This window comes from Sodalis sp. RH21 (assembly GCF_047324175.1).
Lineage (GTDB): Bacteria > Pseudomonadota > Gammaproteobacteria > Enterobacterales > Enterobacteriaceae > Acerihabitans.
Map to the genome: position 1 here is coordinate 4,634,364 of NZ_CP178732.1, position 24,956 is coordinate 4,659,319.

At 56.8% G+C, this 24,956-nt stretch carries 20 protein-coding genes; 9 read left to right on the forward strand and 11 right to left on the reverse strand.

What is annotated here, in order from left to right; genetic code table 11:
* Nucleotides 1-94: 94 nt before the first annotated feature.
* Entirely contained in the window at nt 95-751 is a 657-nt protein-coding gene (can, locus tag ACL2XP_RS21430; protein WP_413735203.1) for a carbonate dehydratase, read from the forward strand.
* A 52-nt stretch (nt 752-803) separates the two neighbouring features.
* On the opposite strand, the gene hpt is transcribed toward can, so the two are convergent.
* Complete coding sequence (gene hpt / locus ACL2XP_RS21435; RefSeq protein WP_413735205.1) at nt 804-1,337, reverse strand: hypoxanthine phosphoribosyltransferase; 534 nt, start codon at nt 1,335-1,337, stop codon at nt 804-806.
* Between the two features lie 263 nt (nt 1,338-1,600).
* On the opposite strand from hpt, the gene ACL2XP_RS21440 reads away from it, so the two are divergent.
* The 3 genes from ACL2XP_RS21440 (at nt 1,601) to speD (ending at nt 3,756) form a co-directional block, all read left to right on the forward strand.
* On the forward strand, nt 1,601-1,948 hold the full coding sequence (locus ACL2XP_RS21440; protein WP_413735207.1) for a YacC family pilotin-like protein: 348 nt from the start codon (nt 1,601-1,603) through the stop codon (nt 1,946-1,948).
* Between the two features lie 109 nt (nt 1,949-2,057).
* Nucleotides 2,058-2,933: a polyamine aminopropyltransferase gene (gene speE / locus ACL2XP_RS21445; protein ID WP_413735209.1), complete on the forward strand. Its 876-nt coding sequence runs from the start codon at nt 2,058-2,060 to the stop codon at nt 2,931-2,933.
* A 28-nt stretch (nt 2,934-2,961) separates the two neighbouring features.
* Nucleotides 2,962-3,756 carry an adenosylmethionine decarboxylase gene (speD, locus tag ACL2XP_RS21450; protein WP_413735210.1) on the forward strand — a complete coding sequence of 265 codons (795 nt, stop codon included), beginning with the start codon at nt 2,962-2,964 and terminating at the stop codon, nt 3,754-3,756.
* Between the two features lie 9 nt (nt 3,757-3,765).
* On the opposite strand, the gene ACL2XP_RS21455 is transcribed toward speD, so the two are convergent.
* The 8 genes from ACL2XP_RS21455 to pdhR form a co-directional block, all read right to left on the reverse strand.
* Entirely contained in the window at nt 3,766-4,785 is a 1,020-nt protein-coding gene (locus tag ACL2XP_RS21455; RefSeq protein ID WP_413735211.1) for an ankyrin repeat domain-containing protein, read from the reverse strand.
* A gap of 105 nt (nt 4,786-4,890) precedes the next feature.
* Entirely contained in the window at nt 4,891-5,253 is a 363-nt protein-coding gene (locus ACL2XP_RS21460; RefSeq protein ID WP_413735213.1) for a YacL family protein, read from the reverse strand.
* Between the two features lie 213 nt (nt 5,254-5,466).
* Nucleotides 5,467-6,783, reverse strand: a complete 1,317-nt coding sequence (locus tag ACL2XP_RS21465) for an ankyrin repeat domain-containing protein (protein ID WP_413735214.1) — start codon at nt 6,781-6,783, stop codon at nt 5,467-5,469.
* Between the two features lie 450 nt (nt 6,784-7,233).
* Nucleotides 7,234-9,831, reverse strand: a complete 2,598-nt coding sequence (gene acnB / locus ACL2XP_RS21470) for a bifunctional aconitate hydratase 2/2-methylisocitrate dehydratase (RefSeq protein WP_413739251.1) — start codon at nt 9,829-9,831, stop codon at nt 7,234-7,236.
* Between the two features lie 454 nt (nt 9,832-10,285).
* Nucleotides 10,286-11,713, reverse strand: a complete 1,428-nt coding sequence (lpdA, locus tag ACL2XP_RS21475; RefSeq protein ID WP_413739252.1) for a dihydrolipoyl dehydrogenase — start codon at nt 11,711-11,713, stop codon at nt 10,286-10,288.
* Nucleotides 11,714-11,946: 233 nt separating this feature from the next.
* The gene (gene aceF, locus ACL2XP_RS21480) at nt 11,947-13,866 is read right to left on the reverse strand and encodes a pyruvate dehydrogenase complex dihydrolipoyllysine-residue acetyltransferase (protein ID WP_413735215.1); all 1,920 of its coding nucleotides are present in this window, start codon (nt 13,864-13,866) and stop codon (nt 11,947-11,949) included.
* Nucleotides 13,867-13,881: 15 nt separating this feature from the next.
* Nucleotides 13,882-16,551, reverse strand: a complete 2,670-nt coding sequence (aceE, locus tag ACL2XP_RS21485) for a pyruvate dehydrogenase (acetyl-transferring), homodimeric type (protein WP_413735216.1) — start codon at nt 16,549-16,551, stop codon at nt 13,882-13,884.
* 138 nt (nt 16,552-16,689) lie between these two features.
* Entirely contained in the window at nt 16,690-17,454 is a 765-nt protein-coding gene (gene pdhR, locus ACL2XP_RS21490; RefSeq protein ID WP_413735217.1) for a pyruvate dehydrogenase complex transcriptional repressor PdhR, read from the reverse strand.
* Nucleotides 17,455-18,031: 577 nt separating this feature from the next.
* Here pdhR and ACL2XP_RS21495 point away from each other — a divergent pair.
* Complete coding sequence (locus ACL2XP_RS21495) at nt 18,032-19,408, forward strand: amino acid permease (protein WP_413735218.1); 1,377 nt, start codon at nt 18,032-18,034, stop codon at nt 19,406-19,408.
* A 34-nt stretch (nt 19,409-19,442) separates the two neighbouring features.
* On the opposite strand, the gene ampE is transcribed toward ACL2XP_RS21495, so the two are convergent.
* Both ampE and ampD read right to left on the reverse strand, forming a co-directional pair.
* The gene (ampE, locus tag ACL2XP_RS21500; protein WP_413735220.1) at nt 19,443-20,297 is read right to left on the reverse strand and encodes a beta-lactamase regulator AmpE; all 855 of its coding nucleotides are present in this window, start codon (nt 20,295-20,297) and stop codon (nt 19,443-19,445) included.
* On the reverse strand, nt 20,294-20,872 hold the full coding sequence (gene ampD, locus ACL2XP_RS21505; RefSeq protein WP_413735221.1) for a 1,6-anhydro-N-acetylmuramyl-L-alanine amidase AmpD: 579 nt from the start codon (nt 20,870-20,872) through the stop codon (nt 20,294-20,296). Before ampD ends, ampE begins: the two co-directional genes overlap by 4 nt.
* Before the next feature lie 93 nt (nt 20,873-20,965).
* Here ampD and nadC point away from each other — a divergent pair, with 93 nt between their 5' ends.
* The 4 genes from nadC to hofC all read left to right on the forward strand — a co-directional run bounded on the left by nadC (nt 20,966) and on the right by hofC (nt 24,938).
* Nucleotides 20,966-21,856: a carboxylating nicotinate-nucleotide diphosphorylase gene (nadC, locus tag ACL2XP_RS21510; RefSeq protein ID WP_413735222.1), complete on the forward strand. Its 891-nt coding sequence runs from the start codon at nt 20,966-20,968 to the stop codon at nt 21,854-21,856.
* 243 nt (nt 21,857-22,099) lie between these two features.
* A complete protein-coding gene (gene ppdD / locus ACL2XP_RS21515; RefSeq protein ID WP_413735224.1) occupies nt 22,100-22,546 on the forward strand; it encodes a prepilin peptidase-dependent pilin in 447 nt (148 codons plus the stop codon).
* Nucleotides 22,543-23,736, forward strand: coding sequence for a GspE/PulE family protein (locus ACL2XP_RS21520; RefSeq protein WP_413735225.1), 1,194 nt, complete (start codon nt 22,543-22,545; stop codon nt 23,734-23,736). Before ppdD ends, ACL2XP_RS21520 begins: the two co-directional genes overlap by 4 nt.
* Nucleotides 23,733-24,938: a protein transport protein HofC gene (hofC, locus tag ACL2XP_RS21525; RefSeq protein WP_413735226.1), complete on the forward strand. Its 1,206-nt coding sequence runs from the start codon at nt 23,733-23,735 to the stop codon at nt 24,936-24,938. The genes ACL2XP_RS21520 and hofC overlap by 4 nt, the downstream gene beginning before the upstream one ends.
* The last annotated feature ends 18 nt before the right edge of the window (nt 24,939-24,956 follow it).

The window sequence follows — 24,956 nt, forward strand, 5'->3', positions numbered from 1 at the left end:
CTTATTCTTGATGTAAGTGACGAACTGTTTTAAAAAAAGCCTGGTTGGCCTATATTAACGCATCGCAATAGGTCGTTACGGGCTAAAAACCACAATGAAAGACATCACAAGCCTTATGAGCAACAACCAAACCTGGTCAAAACATCTCAAAGAAGAAGACCCGGGTTTTTTCGAACGGCTGGCGCTGGCGCAAAAGCCGCGCTTCCTGTGGATCGGCTGTTCCGATAGTCGTGTGCCGGCGGAAAAACTCACCGGCCTGGAGCCGGGCGAGCTGTTTGTACATCGCAATGTCGCTAATCTGGTGATTCACACCGATCTCAATTGCTTATCGGTGGTGCAATACGCCGTGGACGTGCTGGAAGTCGAGCATATTATCATCTGCGGCCATTATGGCTGCGGCGGCGTGCAGGCGGCCATCGATAATCCCGAACTGGGCCTGATCGATAACTGGCTGCTGCATATCCGTGATTTGTGGTACAAGCATAGCTCACTGCTGGGCGAGCTTCATCCCGAAGAACGCATCAATACATTATGCGAAATCAACGTCATCGAGCAGGTCTACAACCTGGGGCATTCCACCATTATGCGCTCGGCCTGGAAACGCGGCCAGAAAGTCACCCTGCACGGCTGGGTCTACAGTATCCACGATGGTTTGCTGCGCAACCTGGATGTGTCGGCCACCAGCCGCGAAACCCTGGAGCAGCGTTACCGCCAGGGCATCGCCACGCTGCTGCAGCAACACGGTAGCTAATCAGCCCCGCCGCCGGGGGCTTTTGCCTCCGGCATGGGGTTTAGGCAAGCGGCTAGTCCAGCTTGACCACTTTGCCCACATAGGGCAAATGCCGGTAGCGCTGCGCGTAATCGATGCCATAACCCACCACGAACTCATCGGCGATGGCGAATCCTACCCACTCCACCGGCACCTGGACTTCGCGGCGATCGGGCTTATCGAGCAGCGTGCAAATGGCCAGTGATTTAGGCTGGCGCAGTTGCAGGATTTCGCGCACTTTGCTCAGGGTATTGCCGGAATCGATGATATCCTCCACGATCAGCACATCCTTGCCGCGGATATCTTCATCGAGATCTTTTAAAATCTTAACGTCGCGCGTGCTGCTCATGCCGCTGCCATAGCTGGAGGCGGTCATGAAATCCACTTCATGGGGTACCGTCACGGCGCGGCACAGGTCGGCCATAAACATAAATGAGCCGCGCAGCAGCCCTACCAAAACCATTTCACTACCGCTATCGCGGTAATGCCGGCTGATATCCTGGCCAAGCTGCGCGACGCGGGTCGCGATTTCCGGGGCGGAAATCATCACTTCCACGGTGTGTTTCATAACAAGGTCGCATCAAAGGATGTAGAAAAGAGGCGAATTTTAGCATAACCGCCAAGGTCATGCGATCTGTCCGGACCCGGACCCGGCATCAATCCCGCCGGAAGCGATTTATTAACGCCGGACGGGACAATCGGGCCAACCTGTTCCATAATTTATTTTACCGTTACAGTTGGCCGGAATCGGCAGCGGCGGCGAATAAAACCCAGGGCGAAAATCATTAAATATGATAACGTCAAACTATAATTACTGATTCAGGTTTTAACATGAAACACACCGCATTGGTGATGCTGTTGCTGGGGTTGCTGGGTTTCTCGACCGCCTCGCAAGCCTTATCCGAACCCGAAGCCGAAGATATGGCCGATTTGACCGCCGTGTTCGTCTTTTTGAAAAATAACTGCGGCTATACGGACATGCCCAATGAGCAAATCCGGCGCGCCATTTTGATCTTCGCCCAGCAAAATCGCTGGGATCTCAGTAATTACGCCAGCTATGACATGCGCGCCTTGGGCGAGGACAGTTATCGCGATCTCAGCGGCATTGCGATCCCCACCCCCAAGAAATGCGAAAGCCTGGCCACCAATTCTCTCAGTTTGCTCGCCTACGCTAAATAACACGTTGTCGGCCCTGTTAGTGTGAAATTCATCCGTGCAACCCGGCGCGGATTTCGCTATTATGTTGCGCCGTTTTCTCATGGCGGTTTTCGCCGAGGATCAGCCCGACATGCCAGACAAAATAACACCTACGGAAACCTGGAATGAGACCCTGCACGATCATTTCGGCCAGTATTTTAACGTGGATAACATCCTGTACCGGGAAAAAACCGCCCATCAGGACCTGGTTATTTTTGAAAACGCCGCCTTCGGCCGCGTCATGGCGCTGGACGGCGTGGTGCAAACCACCGAACGCGATGAATTCATCTATCATGAAATGATGGCCCACGTGCCGCTTATCGCCCACGGCAACGCCAAAAAAGTGCTGATTATCGGCGGCGGCGACGGCGGGATGCTGCGCGAGGTCAGCCGCCATCCCGGCGTAGAGGAGATCGTCATGGTGGAAATCGACGCCGGCGTGATCACTTTCTGCCGCCAATATTTGCCGCGGCATAACGCCGGGTCCTTTGACGATCCGCGCTTTCGGTTGGTGATTGATGACGGTGTGAATTTTGTCAGCGACACCGGGGAAACGTTCGACGCGATCATTTCCGACTGCACCGATCCCATCGGTCCGGGGTCGAGCCTGTTCACATCCGATTTTTATCAGGGCTGCGCGCGCTGCCTGAACGCGGGCGGTATTTTTGTCGCGCAGAACGGCGTGTGTTTTTTACAGCAGGACGAAGCGGTGAACAGCCATCGGAAACTGAGCCATTATTTTGCCGATGTCAGCTTTTACCAGGCGGCGATACCCACCTATTACGGCGGCATCATGACCTTTGCCTGGGCCAGCCAGGACCCGACCCTGCGCCAACTCGGCGACGCGACGCTGCAAGCGCGCGTCGACGCGGCCGGCCTGGATTGTCGTTATTATAATCCGGCCATCCATAACGGCAGTTTTGCCCTGCCGCAATATTTACTGAATGCCATATCGGCGTCCAGCTGAGACGGCATCAATAAGGGGGTGAACTCAATTGCAGAAGCTAAAGCTACACGGCTTTAATAATCTAACCAAAAGCCTGGGTTTTTGTATTTACGATATTTGTTATGCCAAAACGGCGGACGATCGTGATGGCTACATCGCTTACATCGACGAACAATATAACGCCAATCGCCTCACCGAGATTCTGAGCGACACCTGTGCAATGATTGGCGCCAATATTTTGCACGTCGCGCGCCAGGATTACGAGCCCCAGGGCGCCAGCGTCACGATTTTAGTCAGCGAAGACCCGATCGATCCTTCCAGCATCGACAAGTCCGAGCATCCCGGCCCGTTGCCTGAGTCGGTAGTGGCCCACCTGGATAAGAGCCATATTTGCGTGCATACCTATCCGGAAAGCCATCCAGAAGGCGGCCTGTGTACGTTTCGCGCGGATATCGAGGTGTCGACCTGTGGCGTCATTTCGCCGCTGAAAGCGCTGAATTATCTGATTCACCAGTTGGAGTCCGATATCGTCACCATGGACTATCGGGTCAGAGGCTTTACGCGGGACATCAACGGCATCAAGCATTATATCGATCACGAAATCAACTCCATCCAGAATTTCCTGTCCAAGGATATGAAATCGCTTTATCACATGATGGATGTAAATATCTATCAGGAGAATATATTTCATACCAAAATGATGCTGAAAGATTTCGATCTTAAACATTATCTGTTTAATGCCAAACCGGAAGACTTAAGCGCCACCGAGCGCAAAGAAATCACCGATTTGCTATATAAGGAAATGCGTGAAATCTACTACGGCCGAAACCTGCCGGTGGTTTAGCCGCGGCGGCTAAGGCCGAACGCCTTGCGTGGCAAGCAGCCTCGCATACAGGGCGTTTTCGGCAGCGCTGTCAAGCAGTAGGCTGACAATATCCTGGCGCCCGCGGTTGGCGGCCAGGATTATCGCCGTATTGCCGCAGCTGTCCGCGAGATGTATGGCGACTTTTTTATTAATCAACAAGCGGACCAGCTCGATCGCGCCGCAGCAGACCGCAAACATCAGCGTTGTCGAGCCCGAAAGGTCGCGGGTCAACGGATTGGCGCCGTATTCCAGCAACAATTTGACGGCGGCAATCTGGTTGGCCTGCACCGCGTGCATTAACGCCGTTCGGCCCAATAAATCCGCAGCATCGATAACGGCACACCCGTTTATGAGAGCACGCAGGATCTCGGGGTATCCGCCCCTCGCCGCCTGCATCAGGGCGGTTTGTCCACAACAATCCGCGGCGTTAATTGCCGCATCCCTGCCAACCAGCGTAGTGACGATGTGCTCATAGCCACGCTGGGCGGCATACATTAATGCCGTCACACCGCGGGCGTCGGCGGCGTTGATATCGGCCCCATTATCCAGCAGCAAACTCGCGGCGCTCTCGCTATCGCTCTTGATAGCGTATATCCAGGCCGCGTTACCCGCCGTCTCTTTGCCATCCCCCACCAGGGATTTCAGCGTTTTATCAGCGGCGGCCCGATGTAAATTGACCGGGGTAAACGCATGATTTCTTTCCTGCCCATGGCGCGGCGGCAACGTTGGCTGACGGCCGGTTATTGCGCAGAATATCGGCGAGTCAGCCGCCGCCGTTTGAGTAGACCAGGTGTGGGAAGGTTGGTTGCGGCACGCTATACACCGATGGAACCAGCAAGTGTGCGCGATAACCGTATTTCGGCTTATATCCCGAGTTCCGGAATGAACGTTCGACCGCGCGGCAGGCGATATTTCATGGGAACCCGTCAACGCTGCTGGATACATATTCACGACTCGCAAAAAAAGATTATTTAGCACACTATGCCATGTCTTCGTAAAAAATAACATCAAGCGGCATGGCGGTTTTTTGCCAAGAACTCTTTTAGTCGAAAATTAAAATATTAATAATAAATTAAAATCGATTAGTGGAAGACGCTGCCAGCAACGCTGGAATTACTTTTGCCGCAAGAATTCACGATATTGCTTCATGGCCTGGAGAAAATCGTCGGAACCGCACAGCGACAGGCTCTCTTCGTCATAATAATTCAGCCCTTCCTCCAGTTCATCGGTGACAAAGGAGAGATCGTTCGCGCGGACTATGACCTCCTCGCCGTCGGTCCAGAGCGTATATTCATGGCCAACATGCTGCCAGCTATCCTGGCCACCGGCTAATCGGCGGATTTGGGCTTCCACTTGATCAAGCAAAATCAGATCGCCTTTGACTTCCTCATTAATCCAATGGCCGATAGCTTCATGGCCCATGGAAAAGGTGACTTTAACCTGCCCGGTGATATCGCGTAAAAGTTCATAATCCATAGTGGTCGGCCCGTGTGCAACAAAATGCGGTTAAAACACCGCCCCGTGCCTCTGATTTTACCCGTTTATCGCGTGAAGATCGTTAGCTATGTTGGGTTTTAACCGCCAGCCTGTACAAGGCGCGACCAATTATGCGCGCCTCGGCGGGTTAATGACCCGATTGACGATAATAAGGTATTACATTTCGTTCAACGCTATTTTGCCGCCCAAACATTATTTCTTATGAAAAAAATGTAGCGGATTAAGGGTCAGATAATGGGACAGCAGCCGTCCGGTCTGTTGATAAACCCGCCGACAAAGATGTCCCCACTCCGGGAGCGTGATCCTGGGGGGAAACAGCGCCATCATGCTCGACGCACCGGAATGCGCCGCCGGCGGTTGCAGCACGGCGGCCAGTTGCGTATGCCCCAGCAGCCGGGCATAAAATAGCGCCGTTTTTCCGTCATTATCGGTGAGGTCCAGTAGCGCCCCCCGCCTGCGCAGTTCGACTACCGCAGCCAGCGTCCCGCTCTGCGCCGCCAATATTAATGCAGTACGTCCCTGGCGATCGCGGATATTGATATCGATGCCGACGGTAAGCAGGATGTCCATCAAATAGAGATTAGCGGTTTGCACGGCGCGCCACCACCGGACGCTGATATCTTCTTTTATCGGGGGGGACGTGGGAACAGTTGCCGGCGCGGCGGCCCTGGGCGTGCCCGTGGCATTAGTCACGGTGGTGGACTGATGCGCCTGCAATAACGCGATCATCGGCCGGTTGTTTAACGACTGCGCATATTGCAGTGCCGTCCAGTTGTTGCTATCCGTCTGGTTAATATCCACCCCGTTTCTGAGCAGATAGGCGACCAGCTCGGTATTACCGGCACAGGCCGCGACCATGAATACCGACCGGCCCTGATGGTTGAGCATTTTGCGGTCGGCCCCTTTGGCCACTATGGTTATAAACATATCAAACCGGCAAAGCCGCGCGGCGTACATCAGTGCGGTATTGCCGTCAAAATCCTGGGTATTCAGCCTGACTATTTTACCCAGTAGCATTTTAATGCCTGCAATATCGGTGCGTTCAAAATTCAGCGCCGCCATAAGTACCGTTCTGCCGTTCCCGTCCACCGCTTCGGGATTGGCCCCATATCGAAGCAGTAGCGCGATAAGCGGGTTGTGGCCTTCTGTGACGGCAACCAGCAATGGCGTCATGCCAACATAAGGGAATCGCTGGAATTTTTGTTCGATATTAACGCTACTGGCCAGGGATTTTTCAGCTAATTCGGTATTACCCGTGCTGGCGGCGAAATGCAAATCCGGCAAATCGTAAACATTCGTTGCAACCGCGATATTCCTGGTTATTCTTTTATTCGCATACTGCCCGGCATAAATCAGTTCATCGTTAATAGGCGTTCTATCGCGGCGATCTTCGGCTTCATGGCGGGCGATTTCTTGCGTAATATTGGCCGGCAAATTAAGCTTGACGGCAGTAGCCACATTGAATTGATCGGTGGAATAATTTGCCGTCCTGGTTAATGCATTAATCATACTACCGTTTTGACCCGATAATGATATCAGCGAACAATTCTGCGACCCAGCAGGTATACAAGGATATAATCCCAGTGTCATAATAGTTCCTCTTGATAAAAAAACTCAATCAACTCAGCGCCGACAATATTTTCACTCGCGCTTGATGAATATTATAATCGGCATTTCTTGCCGCTTATGGCATAGCCAAGGTACGTCCTGCTGCTATAACCATAGAGCAACGACAAGGCAGGTTATTTTATTTATATTTTCAACGCAGTCCTTATCATTAAATAACTGAGCATGTATTTAGCGTTGCAAGGGATAATATTATCCGGCATTTAATTAATTATTCGGGCGTGGACAGGCAGGGGCGAAAAAAAACGGTCGGCGGGTTTCCCTGCCGACCGTCCGTTATAACGCTGAAGATAAGCTAACCGCTACGCTGGACGCAATAACCGTCAACGCCCATCACACCGCGGTTTGGAATATCACCTCATCCGCTTTATCGGTATATTCATGCAAGCGGTCGAAGTTCAGATAGCGGTAAGTATCAACTGCCGTATTATCCACCAGCGCGACCGCCTGCAAATACTCCTCAACGGTAGGCAAGCGTCCCAGCAGCGAAGTCACGGCAGCCAGCTCCGCCGAGGCCAGATAGACATCGGCGCCGTTGCCCAACCGGTTGGGGAAGTTGCGGGTGGAGGTGGACACCACCGTCGCGCCGTCCGCTACCCGCGCCTGGTTGCCCATGCACAGCGAACAGCCGGGGATTTCGACCCGCGCCCCGCTCTTGCCGAAAATGCTGTAATACCCTTCTTCCGTCAGCTGGGCCGCGTCCATTTTGGTCGGCGGCGCCACCCAAAGACGGGTCGGCAACTGGCCTTTGTGCTGATCCAGCAGCTTGCCCGCCGCGCGGAAATGGCCGATATTGGTCATGCAGGAGCCGATAAACACTTCGTCGATTTTATTGCCGGCCACGTCAGACAGCAGTCTGGCATCATCCGGGTCGTTCGGCGCGCATAAAATGGGCTCTTTGATCTGCGCCAGGTCAATATCGATGACGGCGGCATATTCCGCATCCGCGTCGGCCACCAGCAAGCGGGGCTCGGCCAGCCAGCTCTCCATGCCCTTGATGCGGCGCTCCAGGGTGCGGCGATCGCCATAACCCTCGGTGATCATCCACTTCAGCAGCACGATATTGGAGCTGAGGTACTCGACGATCGGCGCCTGATCCAGCTTGATGGTACAACCGGCCGCCGAACGCTCGGCCGAGGCGTCGGCCAGTTCAAACGCCTGCTCTACCTTGAGTTCCGGCAATCCTTCGATTTCCAGGATGCGGCCGGAGAAGATGTTCTTTTTGCCTTTCTTCTCCACCGTCAGCAGCCCCTGCCGGATAGCATAATAGGGGATGGCATGCACCAGATCGCGCAAGGTGATACCCGGCTGCATCTCGCCTTTAAAACGCACCAGCACCGATTCAGGCATATCCAGCGGCATGACGCCCGTCGCCGCGGCGAAAGCTACCAGGCCAGAGCCGGCCGGGAAAGAAATACCGATCGGGAAACGGGTATGGGAATCGCCGCCGGTACCCACCGTATCGGGCAATAGCATGCGGTTCAGCCACGAATGGATAATCCCGTCCCCCGGACGCAGGGACACGCCGCCGCGGTTCATGATGAAGTCCGGCAGCGTATGGTGGGTTTGCACGTCGACCGGCTTGGGATAGGCCGCGGTATGGCAAAACGACTGCATCACCAGATCGGCGGAAAAACCGAGGCAAGCCAAATCTTTGAGTTCGTCGCGGGTCATGGGACCGGTGGTATCCTGGGAACCTACCGACGTCATTTTGGGTTCGCAATACTGGCCGGGACGGATACCGTCCACGCCGCAGGCGCGGCCCACCATTTTTTGCGCCAGGGTAAAGCCCTTGTCGCTGGCCACCACCGCGCGGGCATGGCGGAATATTTCGCTGGGCGGCAACCCCAGGGACTCGCGGGCCCGGGAGGTTAACCCGCGGCCGATAATCAGGGGAATACGGCCGCCGGCGCGCACTTCATCCACCAATACCTCGGTATTAAGCGCAAAACTGGCCAGCAATTGATTGGTCTCGTGATGCCGAATCTCCCCCTTGAACGGGTAGATATCAATCACATCGCCCATATCCAGCTCGGACACGTCGACTTCAATGGGCAACGCGCCGGAATCTTCCATCGTATTAAAGAAAATCGGCGCTATTTTACTGCCCAGCACCACCCCGCCGCCCCGCTTATTAGGCACATAAGGGAGATCGTCCCCCATATACCACAATACGGAGTTGGTGGCGGATTTGCGCGAAGAACCGGTACCCACCACGTCCCCCACATAAGCCAGCGGGAACCCTTTTTGATTCAGTTGTTCAATCTGCCTGATGGGACCGACGCTCCCCGGCCGATCGGGGTCGATGCCTTCACGGGCGTTTTTCAACATCGCCAGGGCATGCAGCGGAATATCGGGGCGGGACCATGCATCGGGGGCCGGCGACAAATCATCGGTATTGGTTTCACCGGTGACTTTAAACACGGTGACGGTGATTTTTTCCGCCAGCGGCGGGCGCGACAGGAACCATTCGGCATCGGCCCAGGCATGCATAACCGCCAGGGCGTGCGGATTACCGGCCTTGGCCTTGGCTTCCACATCATAAAAACTATCAAACATCAGCAACATGGATTTCAATGCGGCGGCGGCGATGGGCGCAAGTTTTTCGTCGTCCAGCGCATCCACCAGCGGCTGGATATTATAACCGCCCTGCATGGTGCCCAGCAGTTCAATAGCGCGTTCGGGAGTCAACAACGGGGAAAACGCCTCGCTCTTGGCGATGGCGGCCAAAAAACCGGCCTTCACATAAGCCGCTTCATCCACCCCGGGCGGCACCCGGTTGATTAATAGATCAAGTAAAAAAGTTTCTTCGCCGCTCGGCGGATTTTTCAACAGTGTAACCAGCGCCGCCATTTGCGCGGCATCGAGAGGCTTAGGAACGATCCCCTGGGCAGCACGCTCGGCCACGTGCTTACGATAGTCTTCTAGCACGACGTTCTCCTCGCTTTTATAAGTCATTGCTCGCATCACCTGCTATCGATAACCGCCTTCAACAGTCGCCATCGATGTTACTGACATCACTGTAATTACTGAAATCACGCAAGACCGATATCAATAATGCCGGGAATAATGCCTAGCTGTTTTCCGTAACCGGGGAGCTCGTTCTGGCAAAGGACATTTTTCATCACCCGGTTTCGGGCAATAAGTTTATCAGAATTTGACTGCCCTGTTAATTTGTTTACATCTAAGCAACATAAATTTTTCGCTGAAACGTTAAGGCGTTAGCACCGACCCGCGCCCTTCAAATTAACATCATTTGCCGGCCAGCGGCCAGCGCAAAAATAAACGCGCCCCTTGGCGCGGTAAGCCCGCGTTCACCCGATCCGCCCCAAAACAAAACGGCTCCCGAGGGAGCCGTTGATTCATCACGCCAAAACCAAAAAAATCATTTCTTTTTCTTAGCCTTCGCATTCGGCAAATCAGTAATGCTGCCTTCGTAAACTTCCGCCGCCAGCCCCACCGATTCATGCAGAGTCGGGTGCGCATGAATCGTCAGCGCGATATCCTCGGCATCACAACCCATCTCGATGGCCAAACCGATCTCGCCCAGCAGTTCGCCGCCGTTCACGCCGACCACCGCGCCGCCGATCACCCGATGAGTCTCTTTATCGAAAATCAGCTTGGTGATGCCATCCTGGCAATCGGACGCGATAGCACGGCCGGAGGCCGCCCAAGGGAACGTGGCGACTTCGTAGCTGATGCCCTTTTCCTTCGCTTCTTTCTCGGTCACGCCGACCCAGGCGACTTCCGGCTCGGTATACGCGATGGACGGGATCACCTTGGGATCGAAGTAATGCTTTTTGCCGGCGATGACTTCTGCCGCCACGTGCCCTTCATGGGTACCTTTGTGCGCCAGCATCGGCTGCCCGACGATATCGCCGATGGCATAAATATGCGGCACATTGGTACGCAGCTGTTTATCCACCCGGATAAACCCGCGCTCGTCCACTTCCACGCCGGCCTTGCCGGCGTCCAGCAGCTTGCCGTTCGGCACGCGGCCGATGGCCACCAGCACCGCGTCATAACGCTGCGGCTCGCCCGGGGCTTTTTTACCTTCCATGGTGACATAAACGCCGTCTTCCCGCGCTTCCACCGTGGTCACCTTGGTTTCCAGCATCAGGTTGAACTGCTTGCTGATACGTTTGGTGTAAACCTTGACGATATCTTTATCCGCCACCGGAATCACCTGATCGAACATTTCCACTACATCGATCTTGGAACCCAGCGCATAATAAACGGTGGCCATTTCCAGGCCGATGATCCCGCCGCCCATGACCAGCAGACGTTCCGGCACCGTCCTCAGCGCCAATGCGTCGGTGGAATCCCATACGCGCGGATCGTCATGGGGAATAAACGGCAGCTGGATCGGACGCGACCCGGCGGCGATAATCGCATTGTCAAAATTGATGGTGGTAGTGCCTTTTTCGCCTTCCACTACCAGCGTGTTGGCGCCGGTAAATTTACCGACCCCGTGCACCACATTCACTTTACGCGCTTTGGCCATGCCGGTCAGGCCGCCGGTCAGCTGATTAACCACCCGTTCTTTCCAGGTGCGTACTTTATCGATATCGGTCTTGGGTTCGCCGAAAGTGATGCCGTTTTCGCTTAATGCTTTTGCTTCTTCAATGACCTTGGCGACGTGCAACAACGCCTTGGAAGGAATACAACCCACGTTCAGGCAGACGCCGCCCAGGGTAGCGTAACGCTCGACCAGCACGGTCTCCAGACCTAAATCGGCACAACGGAAGGCGGCGGAATATCCTCCCGGACCCGCCCCAAGTACCACGACCTGGGTTTTGATTTCAGTACTCATCATGACCTCTTAGTTGTTTATCCGGCGGGTAAGGCGTTAATTTTCTGGCGAATTAAGGGCATAACGCTCCGACACCACCGGGACGCCTCCGTCAAAACCAGTTTACAGAAATGTTAATAATCTGCAAAGCTCGTTCGGACGACGCGCGACCTGTTTGCCCTGCCGGACATCACCAACCTGCCCGGCAGCGTCACATGAAACAATCAGGCCGGCCGCGAAGGCCGGCCTCGGGCTTACATCACCAGACGACGGATATCGGACATCACGTTGTTGATGAAACTGATAAAGCGGGCACCCGCCGCACCGTCAATCACCCGGTGATCGTAAGACAGGGACAGAGGCAACATCAGCCGCGGGGTAAATTCTTTACCATTCCAGACCGGCTTCATCGCCGACTTGGAAACGCCAAGAATAGCGACTTCCGGCGCGTTGACGATTGGCGTGAACGCCGTGCCGCCGATACCGCCCAGGCTGGAAATCGTGAAACATCCGCCCTGCATGTCCGAAGAGGTCAGCTTGCCGTCGCGGGCTTTTTTGGAAATTTCACCCAGCTCGCGGGAAAGCTCGACAATGCCCTTCTTGTTCACGTCGCGGAATACCGGAACCACCAGGCCATTGGGGGTATCCACCGCCACGCCGATATTGATGTATTTCTTCAGCGTCAACTTCTGGCCATCTTCGGACAATGAGCTGTTGAAACGCGGCAGCTCTTCGAGCGCCTTGGCCACGGCTTTCATGATGAACACCAGCGGGGTGATCTTCACATCCAGCTTTCTCTTCTCGGCTTCGGCATTCTGCTGCTTGCGGAAAGCTTCGACTTCAGTGATATCCGTTTCATCGAACTGGGTGACATGGGGGATCATGACCCAGTTACGATGCAGGTTGGCGCCGGAAATTTTCTGGATACGGCCCAGTTCCACTTCTTCGGTATCGCCAAACTTGCTGAAGTCCACCTTCGGCCACGGCAGCAGGCCCGGCAATGAACCGCCGGCGGCGGCCGCAGGGGCGGCTTCCGCGCGTTTAACCGCATCCTTGACGTAAGACTGGATATCTTCGCGCAGAATTCGGCCTTTACGTCCGGTCCCCTTCACTTTGGCCAGGTTGACGCCGAACTCCCGCGCCAGGCGACGGATCACCGGCGTGGCATGCACATAAGCGTCATTTTCAGCGAATTCGCCTTTAGTCGCGGTCGTGGTCTGGGCGGCGGCGTTTTTATTGGCCTGGGATGCCGGCGCCGGCGCCGCTGCGGCAGCGGTTTCGGTCTTCCCGGCAGTTGGAGCCGGGGCCGCGCCTTCCACTTCAAATACCATGATCAGGGAGCCGGTGCTGACTTTATCGCCGGTGCTGATTTTGATTTCTTTTACGGTACCGGCAAATGGCGCCGGAACTTCCATCGAGGCTTTATCGCCCTCGACGGTAATCAGCGACTGTTCCGCGCTGACCTTATCGCCGACTTTCACCATCACTTCGGTGACTTCCACTTCGTCGCCGCCGATATCCGGGACATTCACTTCTTTCGTGCCGCCGGAAGCGCCGCCGGCCTGGGCCGGCGCGGCAGGCTTGCTTTCCTGCGCAGGCGCAGGCGCCGCGCTGTCGCCGCCGGCGCCTTCCACTTCGAACACCATAATCAGGGAGCCGGTGCTGACTTTATCGCCGGTACTGATTTTGATCTCTTTGACTTTGCCGGCAAACGGCGCCGGCACTTCCATCGAAGCTTTATCGCCCTCGACGGTGATAAGCGATTGTTCAGCGGCCACGGTGTCGCCGACTTTCACCATCACTTCGGTGACTTCCACTTCGTCGCCGCCGATATCCGGCACTTCGACGTTTTTACTTTCCGCGGCCCCGCCCTGGGGTTTGGCCTCGGGTTTGGCGTCGCTTGGGGCCTGGGCCGGTTCAGGAGCTTTATCCGCCGCGCCGCCTGCATCCTCAAAGGTCATGATCAGCTTGCCGGTGGTCACTTTATCGCCCACGGCCACTTTCAGCTCTTTGATAACCCCCGCCTGCGGCGAGGGGACTTCCATGGACGCCTTGTCACCTTCAACGGTGATCAGCGACTGTTCGGCTTCAACTTTATCACCGGCCTTGACCAGCACTTCGGTGACTTCAACTTCATCGGTACCAATATCCGGTACGTTAATTTCAATAGCCATTGATTTCTCTACCTCTTATGCCAAGCGCGGGTTGACTTTATCCGCATCGATGCCGAACTTGGTGATGGCTTGCGCTACCACGTCGGTGCCGATATCGCCACGTTTGGCCAGTTCGCCCAGCGCAGCCACAACTACATAGGACGCATCCACTTCAAAATGATGACGCAGGTTTTCGCGGCTGTCGGAACGACCGAATCCATCGGTGCCCAGAACACGGAATTCGCTGGCAGGAATGAAGTTGCGGATTTGTTCGGCAAACAGTTTCATATAGTCGGTGGACGCCACCGCCGGCGCGTCGCTCAGGATCTGGGCGACATACGGCACGCGCGGCGTTTCGCCCGGGTGCAGCATATTCCAGCGTTCGCAATCCTGGCCATCGCGCGCCAGTTCGGTGAAGGACGTCACGCTATAGACGTCGGAACCGACGCCGTAATCCTTGGCCAGGATTTCGGCGGCTTCGCGGACATGACGCAGGATGGCGCCGGAGCCCAGCAGTTGAACCTTGCCTTTGCTGCCTTCTAGGGTTTCCAGCCGGTAGATACCCTTGCGGATTCCCTCTTCCGCGCCTTCCGGCATCGCCGGCATATGGTAGTTTTCGTTCAGCGTGGTCAGGTAATAATAGACATTTTCCTGCGCTTCGCCGTACATACGGGTCAGGCCGTCATGCATGATGACCGCGACTTCGTAGGCATATGCCGGATCGTAGGAGATACAGTTCGGGATGGTCAGGGACTGGATATGGCTGTGGCCGTCTTCATGCTGCAAGCCTTCGCCATTGAGGGTGGTGCGCCCGGAGGTGCCGCCGATCAGGAATCCGCGCGCCTGCTGGTCGCCCGCCGCCCAGCACAAATCGCCGATGCGCTGGAAACCGAACATGGAGTAGTAGATATAAAACGGGATCATCGGCAGGTCATTGGTGCTGTATGACGTCGCCGCCGCCAGCCAGGATGAGGCCGCGCCCAGTTCGTTGATGCCTTCCTGCAGGATCTGCCCTTTCTCGTCTTCGCGATAGTAAGCCACTTGTTCGCGGTCCTGCGGCGTATATTGCTGGCCGTTCGGGCTGTATATACCGATCTGGCGGAACAGGCCTTCCATACCGAAAGTACGCGCTTCGTCGGCGATGATCGGCACCAGGCGATCTTTGATCGACGGGTTCTTCAACATCACGTTCAGCACGCGCACAAACGCGATGGTAGTGGAGATCTCTTTCTTCTGCTCTTCCAACAGCGCGCCGAAATCCTGCAGGGTCGGCAGTTCCAGCGGCTTGGTGAAGTTTTTCAGGCGGGTCGGCAGATAACCGTTAAGCGCCTTGCGGCGTTCATGCAGGTAGGTGTGCTCTTCCGAACCTTCCTTGAAGGTGATGTACGGCAGCTGTTCGATACTCTCGTCGGAAACCACCGGCGACAAATTGAAACGATCGCGGAAATAACGCACCCCGTCCATATTCATCTTCTTGACCTGGTGGGCGATATTCATGCCTTCCGCCGTCTCGCCCATGCCGTAGCCTTTGATGGTGTGAGCCAGTATCACCACCGGTTTGCCCGTGGTTTTCTGCGCTTTTTGCAGCGCGGCGAATACTTTCTTCGGATCGTGGCCGCCACGGTTCAAGGCCCAGACTTCGTCGTCGCTCATATCTTTTACCAGCGCGGCGGTTTCCGGATATTTGCCGAAGAAGTGCTCGCGGACATAAGCGCCGTTCTTGGATTTAAAGGTCTGGTAATCGCCATCGACGGTTTCGTTCATCAACTGGATCAGCTTTCCGCTGGTATCTTTACGCAGCAGTTCGTCCCAGCGGCTGCCCCAGATAACTTTGATCACTTCCCAGCCGGCGCCGCCAAAAATGCCTTCCAGCTCGTTGATGATCTTGCCGTTGCCGGTGACCGGGCCGTCCAGGCGCTGCAGGTTGCAGTTGATGATGAAGACCAGGTTATCGAGTTTTTCACGGGTCGCGATGGTAATCGCGCCTTTGGATTCCGGCTCATCCATCTCGCCGTCGCCCAGGAACGCATACACGGTCTGCGCGGTGGTGTTTTTCAGGCCGCGGTGGTTCAGGTATTTCAGGAACTTGGCCTGATAAATGGCGCTGATTGGCCCCAGTCCCATGGACACGGTGGGGAACTGCCAGAATTCAGGCAACAGCTTCGGATGCGGATAGGAAGGCAGGCCCTTGCCATGCACTTCCTGGCGGAAGTTGTTCATCTGATCTTCGGTCAGGCGGCCTTCCACGAAGGCGCGGGCGTAAATGCCCGGGGAGATATGGCCCTGGAAGTAGACCAGGTCACCACCGTCCTGATCGCTACGGGCGCGGAAGAAATGGTTGAAGCAAACTTCATAAATCGTCGCTGAAGACTGGAAGGATGCCATGTGGCCCCCCAAATCCATGTCCTTCTTCGAGGCATGAAGCACCGCCATCACCGCATTCCAGCGAATGGCCGAGCGGATGCGGCGTTCCAGTTCCAGATTACCGGGGTATTCAGGCTCGTCTTCAACCGGGATGCTATTGATATAATTACGGCCCGAAGCGCCGGCAGCAATGCTGACGCCGCCTTTACGCGCGCCGTCGAGTACCTGATCAATCAGGAACTGCGCGCGTTCAATACCCTCTTCACGGATAACCGATTCGATCGCCTGTAGCCAGTCGCGTGTTTCGATCGGATCCACGTCATTGTATAAACGTTCTGACATGGTGGTGTTCCTTATCTATCGCTATTAATTGGTTTAGTTGGAGCCTGTCTTCCTGCGCTCGTTTCCGCTTGCGCGTTAGAACACACGAAGACAGGCTCATTGCTTTCGTTGCCGTTTTCAGCGCCCGTCGCCGGGCACTTAGTCTTTGCGTTGCTGGAGCCGGCGCAGCGATCGTTCACGCCGACTATGTTCCCGACTGAGGTCCAGCAAGATTTCCTCAATAAACGCCAGATGGCGATGTGACGCCTCGCGGGCCTTTTCCGGCTCGCGAGCCACTATCGCCGCAAAAATTCCAGCGCGGTGGCTGCTCACCTGCGCCAGCATTTCCCGGCGCGAGTAGAGCAATTCAAAATTCTGCCGTACGTTTTTCTCCAGCATCGGCCCCATGCAGCGCACCAAATGCAATAAAACCGCATTATGGGCGGCTTCGGTGACAGCGATTTGATACTGCATCACGGCGTCGGCCTCGGCGTCGAGATCGCCGTTTTCCTGGGCCTGCTGGATAATCTGATGGCAATCGCGTATGCGGTCGATATCCTCTTCCGTGCCGCGCAGGGCGGCGTAATACGCGGCGATACCTTCGAGGGCATGGCGGGTTTCCAGCAGATCGTATTGCGATTCAGGGTGTTCGGCCAGCAATTCAGCCAGCGGGTCGCTGAAGCTCTGCCAAAGATTGCTTTCCACAAATGTTCCGCCGCCCTGGCGACGCAGAAGCAAACCTTTCGCTTCCAGGCGCTGGATGGCTTCACGCAGGGACGGCCGGGAAACGTCAAACTGTTTTGCGAGTTCGCGCTCCGGGGGCAGCTTTTCGCCGGGACGCAATGTCCCTTCGAGGATCAAATACTCCAGTTGCTGCTCGATAACATCCGAGAGTTTTGCTTGGCGGATTTTACTATAGGCCATTTATAATCATCTGTGCGAATTGCGCGGAGTCAATTGGTAATACCAATTTCATAAACGTGACGCTAAAGTAACAAAGTATTCACCTTCTGTCCATGATGGCTTTGACCTAAATCATAAAAGGCAGCACATTTAAACAATTGCACTATGCTTGTGCTGCATTTCGATAACCATCCAGCACCATCCACTGAAAATGCATAATGACAAATTTAACCTTATTGCAACGTCACGATCTTTTGGCTGAACCGTTTGAGCAAAAAATTAACTGCATAAAATAGCCAAACATTGCATAACTATCCATGTTGAATGTTTTTTTAACATTATAGTTACAAAATACCCCGCCGTTCTGCCGCCCGCTTAAGTGAGCCAGATCATGCTGTTTTTGAATTTCTGCCGGTTACCCGATAAATCAGGTGCAAACTTTTTTGCATAACACTATTCTTGTGCCGACAACAGCCCGCGAACACATTTCGCTAGTAGGCTCGCGTAAAAAATAACGTACATTAAATGTAATGCAGGGCTTACAAACCGCAAGCGATGCTGCGGTTAACCGCTGGCCGCAACGACAGAGGATTTCAAGATGGAAGGTAAACAGCGCGGAGAGACGCTGAAACGCGGGCTGAAAAATCGTCATATTCAGCTCATCGCTTTGGGGGGAGCAATTGGGACCGGGCTTTTTCTGGGCATTGCGCAAACGATTCAAATGGCGGGACCGTCGGTTATTCTGGGATATGCCATTGGCGGTTTCATCGCCTTCCTGATCATGCGCCAATTGGGTGAAATGGTGGTTGAAGAGCCGGTTGCCGGGTCATTCAGCCATTTTGCCTATAAGTACTGGGGTAATTTCGCCGGCTTTGCGTCGGGCTGGAATTATTGGGTACTGTATGTTTTAGTTGCCATGGCCGAGCTGTCCGCCGTCGGCATTTACATGCACTATTGGTGGCCGGACCTGCCTACCTGGATTTCGGCGGCGGTATTTTTCGTGGTGATCAACGCGATTAATCTGGCCAATGTCAAAGTGTACGGCGAGATGGAATTTTGGTTTGCCATTATCAAAGTGGTGGCCATTATCGCCATGATCATTTTCGGCGCCTGGCTATTGGTCAGCGGCCACGGCGGACCGGAAGCCAGCGTGTCCAATCTGTGGGCGCAGGGCGGATTCTTCCCTAACGGCGTCGGCGGCCTGGTCATGGCGATGGCGGTGATTATGTTTTCGTTCGGCGGCCTGGAACTGGTGGGCATTACCGCGGCGGAAGCCGATAATCCCGAATACAGCATTCCTAAAGCCACCAACCAGGTTATTTATCGCATCCTGCTGTTTTATATCGGCTCGTTGACTATTCTGCTGTCCTTGTACCCCTGGGGCAAGGTGGTGGAAGGCGGCAGTCCGTTTGTACTGATTTTCCATGCGCTTAACAGTGACTGGGTAGCCACGATCCTCAATCTCGTGGTGTTGACCGCGGCGCTGTCGGTGTATAACAGCTGCGTATACAGCAACAGCCGCATGCTGTACGGCCTGGCGCGCCAGGGCAACGGTCCCAAGGCGTTGTCAAAGGTCGACGGGCGCGGCGTACCGGTCATGGCCATCGGCGTTTCGGCATTGGCCACCGCCATCTGCGTATTGATCAACTATTTGATGCCGGGCAAGGCCTTCGGCCTGCTGATGTCGCTGGTCGTCTCCGCGTTGGTCATCAACTGGGGCATGATAAGCCTGGCGCATTTGAAATTTCGCCGCACCCTGTCCCGCCAGGGCAAAGTGACCAAGTTCAAAGCGTTATGGTATCCGTTCGGCAATTATCTCTGCCTGCTGTTTATGGCCGCCATCCTGGTGGTTATGCTGATGACGCCGGGAATGGAGATTTGCGTGTACCTGATTCCCGTCTGGCTTTGCCTGTTGGGCATCGGTTTTTACTTCAAGCAAAAAAGCCAGGGCGGCCTGGGCGCGCGGCAGCATTAAAGCGGCGCCTGCGCAAACCCCGGCAAACGGCGCGCTAGACCAGCGCGCCGTAGATGGTCAGCAGGGCGGTGACCACGACGATAACCATGGTGATTTTCTTTGCCAGCGTCACGGCGGCCCGCGGCGTATGGACCTCGTCCAGGTGGGGTTCCCTCGCCAGGGAAAATTGCGCCAGCCGGGTCAGCACCTGATATTGCCCGGTATGCAGATCCGCCAGCGAGGCAAACCAGGCGGGCAGCGCTTTTTCGCCGTGCCCCAGCAATGCGTAGGCCACGCCAGCCAGGCGCACCGGAATCCAATCCAGCCAGTGCAGCAGCATATCGATACCCGACTGCGCCCGTTTGAGCGGCGTGGAGCGGCGGGCCATCCAGGTTTGCAGCGCGCGCAGGAACGCATAACCGGCCAGGGCCACCGGCCCATAAGGTCCGCCCGCCACCAGCCAGAACAACGGCGCCAGGTAAAAACGGAAATTAATCCACAGCAGGGCGTTTTGCAGTTCCCGCAGGCGTTCTTCTTTATCGCAATCCACCGGCAGGCCGTGAATCAGGGCCAGCTCTTCGCTCATGGCGTCGCAGGCATGGCTATCATTGCGCCCCGCGGCTGTCAGGTAAGCCCGGTAATGTTTGCGCACTCCGCCCGCGCCGATGCACAGCAGCGAAATGACCACCCACAGCAGCAGCAGCGGCACGCCGAAAAACCAGTTCGCCGCCAGCCGCAGGCATAACGCCACGGCGATCATCCAGCACAGGGTCATCAAAATGGTCAGGGCCAGGGAAGCATGGCGGACCCGATTGAATACCCGCTCAAGGTGATGATCCAACTGCCAATGCTCGCCGTACTTGAACAGGCGTTCCCAAGCCAATACCAATAATAAGGTGAAAAGCGTCATGAACCCGGGTTCTCCCTGTTGTCGCGGTCTGCGCGGCGTGAAATCAGCTGTCGGTAATGATGCCACATAAACGCCGGACCGGGATCGGTTTTACGGCCGGGAGCAATATCGCTGTGGCCGGTTATGCGCGCCGGCGTAATGGGGAAATGCTGCATCAACAACAGGGTCAGCGCGGCCAGGCGGCAATATTGCGTATCGGTGAAAGGTAGATTATCCGTGCCTTCCAGCTCTACGCCAATGGAAAAGTCATTGCAGCGCTCGCGCCCGGCGAATGCCGATACGCCGGCGTGCCAGGCGCGCTGGTCAAAAGGCACGTATTGCACAATTTCACCGTCGCGCCGGATCAGGCAATGGGCGGAAACCCGCAGTTGGTATATCTGCTGGAAAAAAGGGTGATCGTCAGGATTGAGGGTGCCGGTAAACAGCCGGTCGATATAAGGGCCGCCGAACCGGCCCGGCGGCAGGCTGATATTATGCACGACCAGCAGCGAAGGCGCTTCGTGGTCGGGACGGGTATCGCAGTGGGGGGAAGGAACGCGTTTAACCCCTGATATCCAGCCATTTTCCAAGTGCATGTTTAACCTCCCATGGTTCGACGGTGGCACTTATCCCAGCAACAGGGTAGCATGTTTCTCCTGTACTCTTTATTCGCTATTTCGGAGTTTTTGATGCCGACACGTCGTTATGACACCGAACGCCGCCGGGCCGAATTGCTCGAACGTATTCAGCATGATATCCCGCTATCCGTGACCCAGGCGCTGCGCGAAGATCTGGGCGGCGTAACCGATCCGCAGGCGGATATTACCGCCCGGCTGCTCGCGCAGGATCGCCAAGCGCAAGCGACGATTATCACCCGCGAAAACGGTGTATTCTGCGGTCAGCGCTGGCTGGAGGAGGTGTTCAGCCAATTGGGCGGACAGATCGCGGTGGACTGGCAGGTCAAGGATGGCGAGTCGGTGCGCGTCAACCAGCCGCTGTGCGCTTTGAGCGGGCCGGCGCATATCCTGCTGACCGGCGAGCGTACCGCGCTGAACTTCGTGCAGACGCTGTCCGGCGTGGCCACCGAGGTCAAGCGGTATGTCGACCTGCTGGCCGGCACCCGCACCCAGCTCCTGGACACCCGCAAAACCCTGCCAGGCCTGCGTACCGCCCTTAAATACGCGGTACTGTGCGGCGGCGGCGGCAATCATCGCCTGGGCCTGGCCGATGCGTTCCTGATTAAAGAGAACCATATCATCGCCGCCGGTTCCATCGCCAACGCGGTGGCAAACGCCGTGGCCCTGCGCGCCGATGTCCCCGTGGAAGTAGAAGTGGAGAGCCTGGATGAACTGCGCCAGGCGCTGGACGCGGGCGCCGATATCATTATGCTCGATAACTTCTCCCTGCCCGATATGCAGCGGGCCGTGGCCGCCACCCAGGGCCGCGCCCTGCTGGAAGTTTCCGGCAATGTCACCCTTGAAACGCTGCCTGAATTTGCCGGCACGGGCGTGGATTTTATCTCCGTCGGCGCGCTGACCAAACACATCCGCGCGCTCGATCTCTCCATGCGGTTTCAATAACCCGCTTGCCGTCTTCCCCGCAATGGGCGATTGCACCGTATCAGGCCTTCGGTAATGACCGAAGGCCTTTTTGTTACCTCCTTGGGCTTTATTTTGCGGTTTAACGCGCAAGATTCCTAAACCGATGGTCACACAGCGCGTTTTTTTGCGATTGCCGTTCCCCATCCGCCGATGGGCCCTGGCCGCCCCGCTGCGGCTCCGCTATCCTCCCCCTGGTGATAACGGCCAAGGATCGCCAGGACAATGAGCAATCAACAGGGATTTACATTGGTGGAGCTAATGGTGGTCATCGCTATTATCGCGACGCTGAGCGCTATCGGCATACCCGGCTACCAGCGTTATTTGGATCGCGCCGCCATGACGGACATGCTGCATATGCTCGCGCCCTATAAGTCGGCGGTGGAACTGTGTGCGCTGCAACACGGCGGGCTTACGGAATGCCGCGCGGGTCAGTCAGGCATTCCCGACGGCCTGTCGTCCCGCTATGTGGATCGGGTGGAGGTGCGCGAAGGCGTCATTAGCCTGAGCGGCAGGGAAGCGTTAGCGGGATTGACCCTGACCCTGGCGCCCAGGCGTCACACCGCAGGACTGGCCTGGAACCGCCGCTGCCACGCCGCCGGGGATGCCGGGCATCTGCTGGAACCCTGCCAGGCGCTGTTTCGTTTTGATGAAGCGCAGGGAGAACCATGATGGCCGCCATTGATAACATGGATAACGCGGGGGGGCTGGATGAGTATATCGGCGGATTGCTTAACCAGGGGATCGAGCGCCAGGCTTCCGATATCCATATCGAACCCACGGAGTCGGCTGATTACCGTATCCGCATGCGCATCGACGGCGTGCTGCATGAAAGCGCGGCTTGCCCATCAGCCCTGGCCGCGCGGCTGCTGGTTGGCCTGAAAATCATGGCCCGGCTGGATATCGCCGAGCGGCGCCTCCCGCAGGACGGGCAGTTCGCCTTCGGTCCGCCGGAGAACGCCTGCTCATTTCGGCTCTCCACGCTGCCCACCCTGCGGGGAGAAAAAATTGTGCTGCGCCTGCTGCGGGGCTCCCTGGAAGGGCTGTGCCTGGAACGGCTGGGCATGCCCCCGGCCGTCAGACAGCCATTTTTACGCCTGTTGCGCCAGCCCCAGGGCTTAATAATATTGTCCGGGCCGACCGGCAGCGGCAAAACCATGACGCTTTACGCCGCCCTCAATGCCCTGCGCCGCGAGCGGCTCAATATTTGCAGCGTGGAAGACCCGGTGGAAATCCCCTTGCCGGGCATTACCCAGTGCCAGGTGAACCCGAAGGCCAGGCTGGATTTTCCCGTATTGCTGCGCGCCCTGCTCCGCCAGGACCCCGATGTCATCATGGTGGGGGAGATCCGCGATCGGGACACCGCCGCCATCGCCATCCATGCCGCCCAGACCGGTCACCTGGTGCTGGCGACCCTGCATACGTTCTGCGCCGGCGACGTCTGGCAGCGCTTCCATCATCTCGGGGTCAGCGCCGGGCAGGTGCGGCCGGTCCTGCTGCTGGTGATGGCGCAGCGCCTGGTGCGCAGGCTTTGCGGGGCCTGCCGCCGGGCGGCGCAGGATTTTGGGACCGGTACCGAGGCCCGCGCCGAGGTCGGTCCGGGGGGCGCGCCGCATTTGCCGGCCGGTTTATCCCTGCGCCGGCACTGGCGCGCCGGGGGGTGTGAACAATGCCATCACGGCTATGCGGGACGGCATGGCCTGTTCCATTTGCTGCCCGGCCGGTCGCCAACATTATTGATGGCCGCCACCGGTACCCGGCCGCACGCGGCGGAGGGTTTATGGCGTTCAGGTCTGGCGCTGGTGGAGCAAGGGGTCACCACCCTTGAAGAACTTGCCCGCGTGCTGGGGGAGCCCGTATGAGCGGTCTGTGGTTATATGCCTGGCGGGGGCTTTCTTCCGACGGAGCTTTTTGCTCAGGACATATGCTGGGGGCAGGCAAGGTCGCGATCCGCCGGCAATTGATTGGGCAGCAGGTGCAGCCGTTCCGCGTGCGCATCGCCGGCTATCTGGGGGCCGGTTATTGGCGTAAACAGCATCTGGCCGCCATGACGTCGCAGTTGGCCTCGCTGCTCGGCGCGGGATTGCCGCTCAGGGAGAGCCTGCATCTGCTGGCGCAGGATCACCCGCGCACCGGCTGGCGCTGCCTGCTGCGCCTGCTCGGCGCCAAGATCGAACAGGGCCAGACCCTGTCGCAAGCCCTGGCCGATTTCCCTCAGGTTTTCCCGCCGCTGTACTGCGCCATGACGGCCCTCGGGGAACTTACCGGCCGGTTGGATTGCTGCTGCCGCTCGCTGGCGGAACACGAGATCGGGCGGGAGCGGCTAAAAAAAAGAGTGGCGGCGGCATTGCGTTATCCGGCCGTTATCTGCCTGACGGCGACGGCGGTGGTGGGGCTGATGCTTATCTGGGTATTGCCGGAATTCGCCCGGCTGTATGCCGGCCTCGGCGCGCCGCTGCCGGCATCGACCCGCGGCCTGCTGATGCTGGCGGAGCATGCCGGCGGTTATGGGCTCGCGGGTGGGGTGGCCGCCGCCATGCTGTATGGGGCATACCGGCGGGCATGCCATTATCATCCCCGCTGGCGGCGCCATATCCAGATGGGGCTGTTATATCTGCCGGGCCTGGGCGCGCTGATTCGCCATCACAATATATACCTGCTATTCCAAACCCTGGCCATGACCCATCCGGCGGGAGTGCCCCTGGACAGCGGCCTGGCAGCGGCCGCGCATACCGTCGGCCATGCCGGCTACCGGCAGGCGGTGTGGCAACTGCACCAGCACATTCAACAAGGTTACGCCCTGCATCAGGCTTTTTACCGCCACCGGCTTTTCCCGCCCCATTGCCACCAGTTAATCAAAACCGGCGAGTTTGCCGGCACCCTGGATGAGGTGTTCCACCAGTTGGCCCGGCTCCATGAACAGCGTACGCACCAGCTTACCGATGCGCTGGGGCAGTTGGTCGAACCGCTGCTGTTGCTGATTGTAGGCGGCGCGGTGTGCGGGCTGGTGCTGGTGCTTTATTTGCCGCTGCTGCAACTGGGCGAGGTAATGGGTCGGATTTAGGTCAAGCGAGGGCCAGAC

What these genes read in the sequence shown, in the direction of transcription:
- can (WP_413735203.1), top strand. Translation starts at nt 95, where the DNA reads ATGAAAGACATCACAAGCCTTATGAGCAACAACCAAACCTGGTCAAAA.
- hpt (WP_413735205.1), bottom strand. Translation starts at nt 1,337, where the DNA reads ATGAAACACACCGTGGAAGTGATGATTTCCGCCCCGGAAATCGCGACC.
- ACL2XP_RS21440 (WP_413735207.1), top strand. Translation starts at nt 1,601, where the DNA reads ATGAAACACACCGCATTGGTGATGCTGTTGCTGGGGTTGCTGGGTTTC.
- speE (WP_413735209.1), top strand. Translation starts at nt 2,058, where the DNA reads ATGCCAGACAAAATAACACCTACGGAAACCTGGAATGAGACCCTGCAC.
- ACL2XP_RS21455 (WP_413735211.1), bottom strand. Translation starts at nt 4,785, where the DNA reads ATGTTATTTTTTACGAAGACATGGCATAGTGTGCTAAATAATCTTTTT.
- ACL2XP_RS21460 (WP_413735213.1), bottom strand. Translation starts at nt 5,253, where the DNA reads ATGGATTATGAACTTTTACGCGATATCACCGGGCAGGTTAAAGTCACC.
- ACL2XP_RS21465 (WP_413735214.1), bottom strand. Translation starts at nt 6,783, where the DNA reads ATGATTAATGCATTAACCAGGACGGCAAATTATTCCACCGATCAATTC.
- lpdA (WP_413739252.1), bottom strand. Translation starts at nt 11,713, where the DNA reads ATGAGTACTGAAATCAAAACCCAGGTCGTGGTACTTGGGGCGGGTCCG.
- aceF (WP_413735215.1), bottom strand. Translation starts at nt 13,866, where the DNA reads ATGGCTATTGAAATTAACGTACCGGATATTGGTACCGATGAAGTTGAA.
- aceE (WP_413735216.1), bottom strand. Translation starts at nt 16,551, where the DNA reads ATGTCAGAACGTTTATACAATGACGTGGATCCGATCGAAACACGCGAC.
- pdhR (WP_413735217.1), bottom strand. Translation starts at nt 17,454, where the DNA reads ATGGCCTATAGTAAAATCCGCCAAGCAAAACTCTCGGATGTTATCGAG.
- ACL2XP_RS21495 (WP_413735218.1), top strand. Translation starts at nt 18,032, where the DNA reads ATGGAAGGTAAACAGCGCGGAGAGACGCTGAAACGCGGGCTGAAAAAT.
- ampE (WP_413735220.1), bottom strand. Translation starts at nt 20,297, where the DNA reads ATGACGCTTTTCACCTTATTATTGGTATTGGCTTGGGAACGCCTGTTC.
- ampD (WP_413735221.1), bottom strand. Translation starts at nt 20,872, where the DNA reads ATGCACTTGGAAAATGGCTGGATATCAGGGGTTAAACGCGTTCCTTCC.
- nadC (WP_413735222.1), top strand. Translation starts at nt 20,966, where the DNA reads ATGCCGACACGTCGTTATGACACCGAACGCCGCCGGGCCGAATTGCTC.
- ppdD (WP_413735224.1), top strand. Translation starts at nt 22,100, where the DNA reads ATGAGCAATCAACAGGGATTTACATTGGTGGAGCTAATGGTGGTCATC.
- ACL2XP_RS21520 (WP_413735225.1), top strand. Translation starts at nt 22,543, where the DNA reads ATGATGGCCGCCATTGATAACATGGATAACGCGGGGGGGCTGGATGAG.
- hofC (WP_413735226.1), top strand. Translation starts at nt 23,733, where the DNA reads ATGAGCGGTCTGTGGTTATATGCCTGGCGGGGGCTTTCTTCCGACGGA.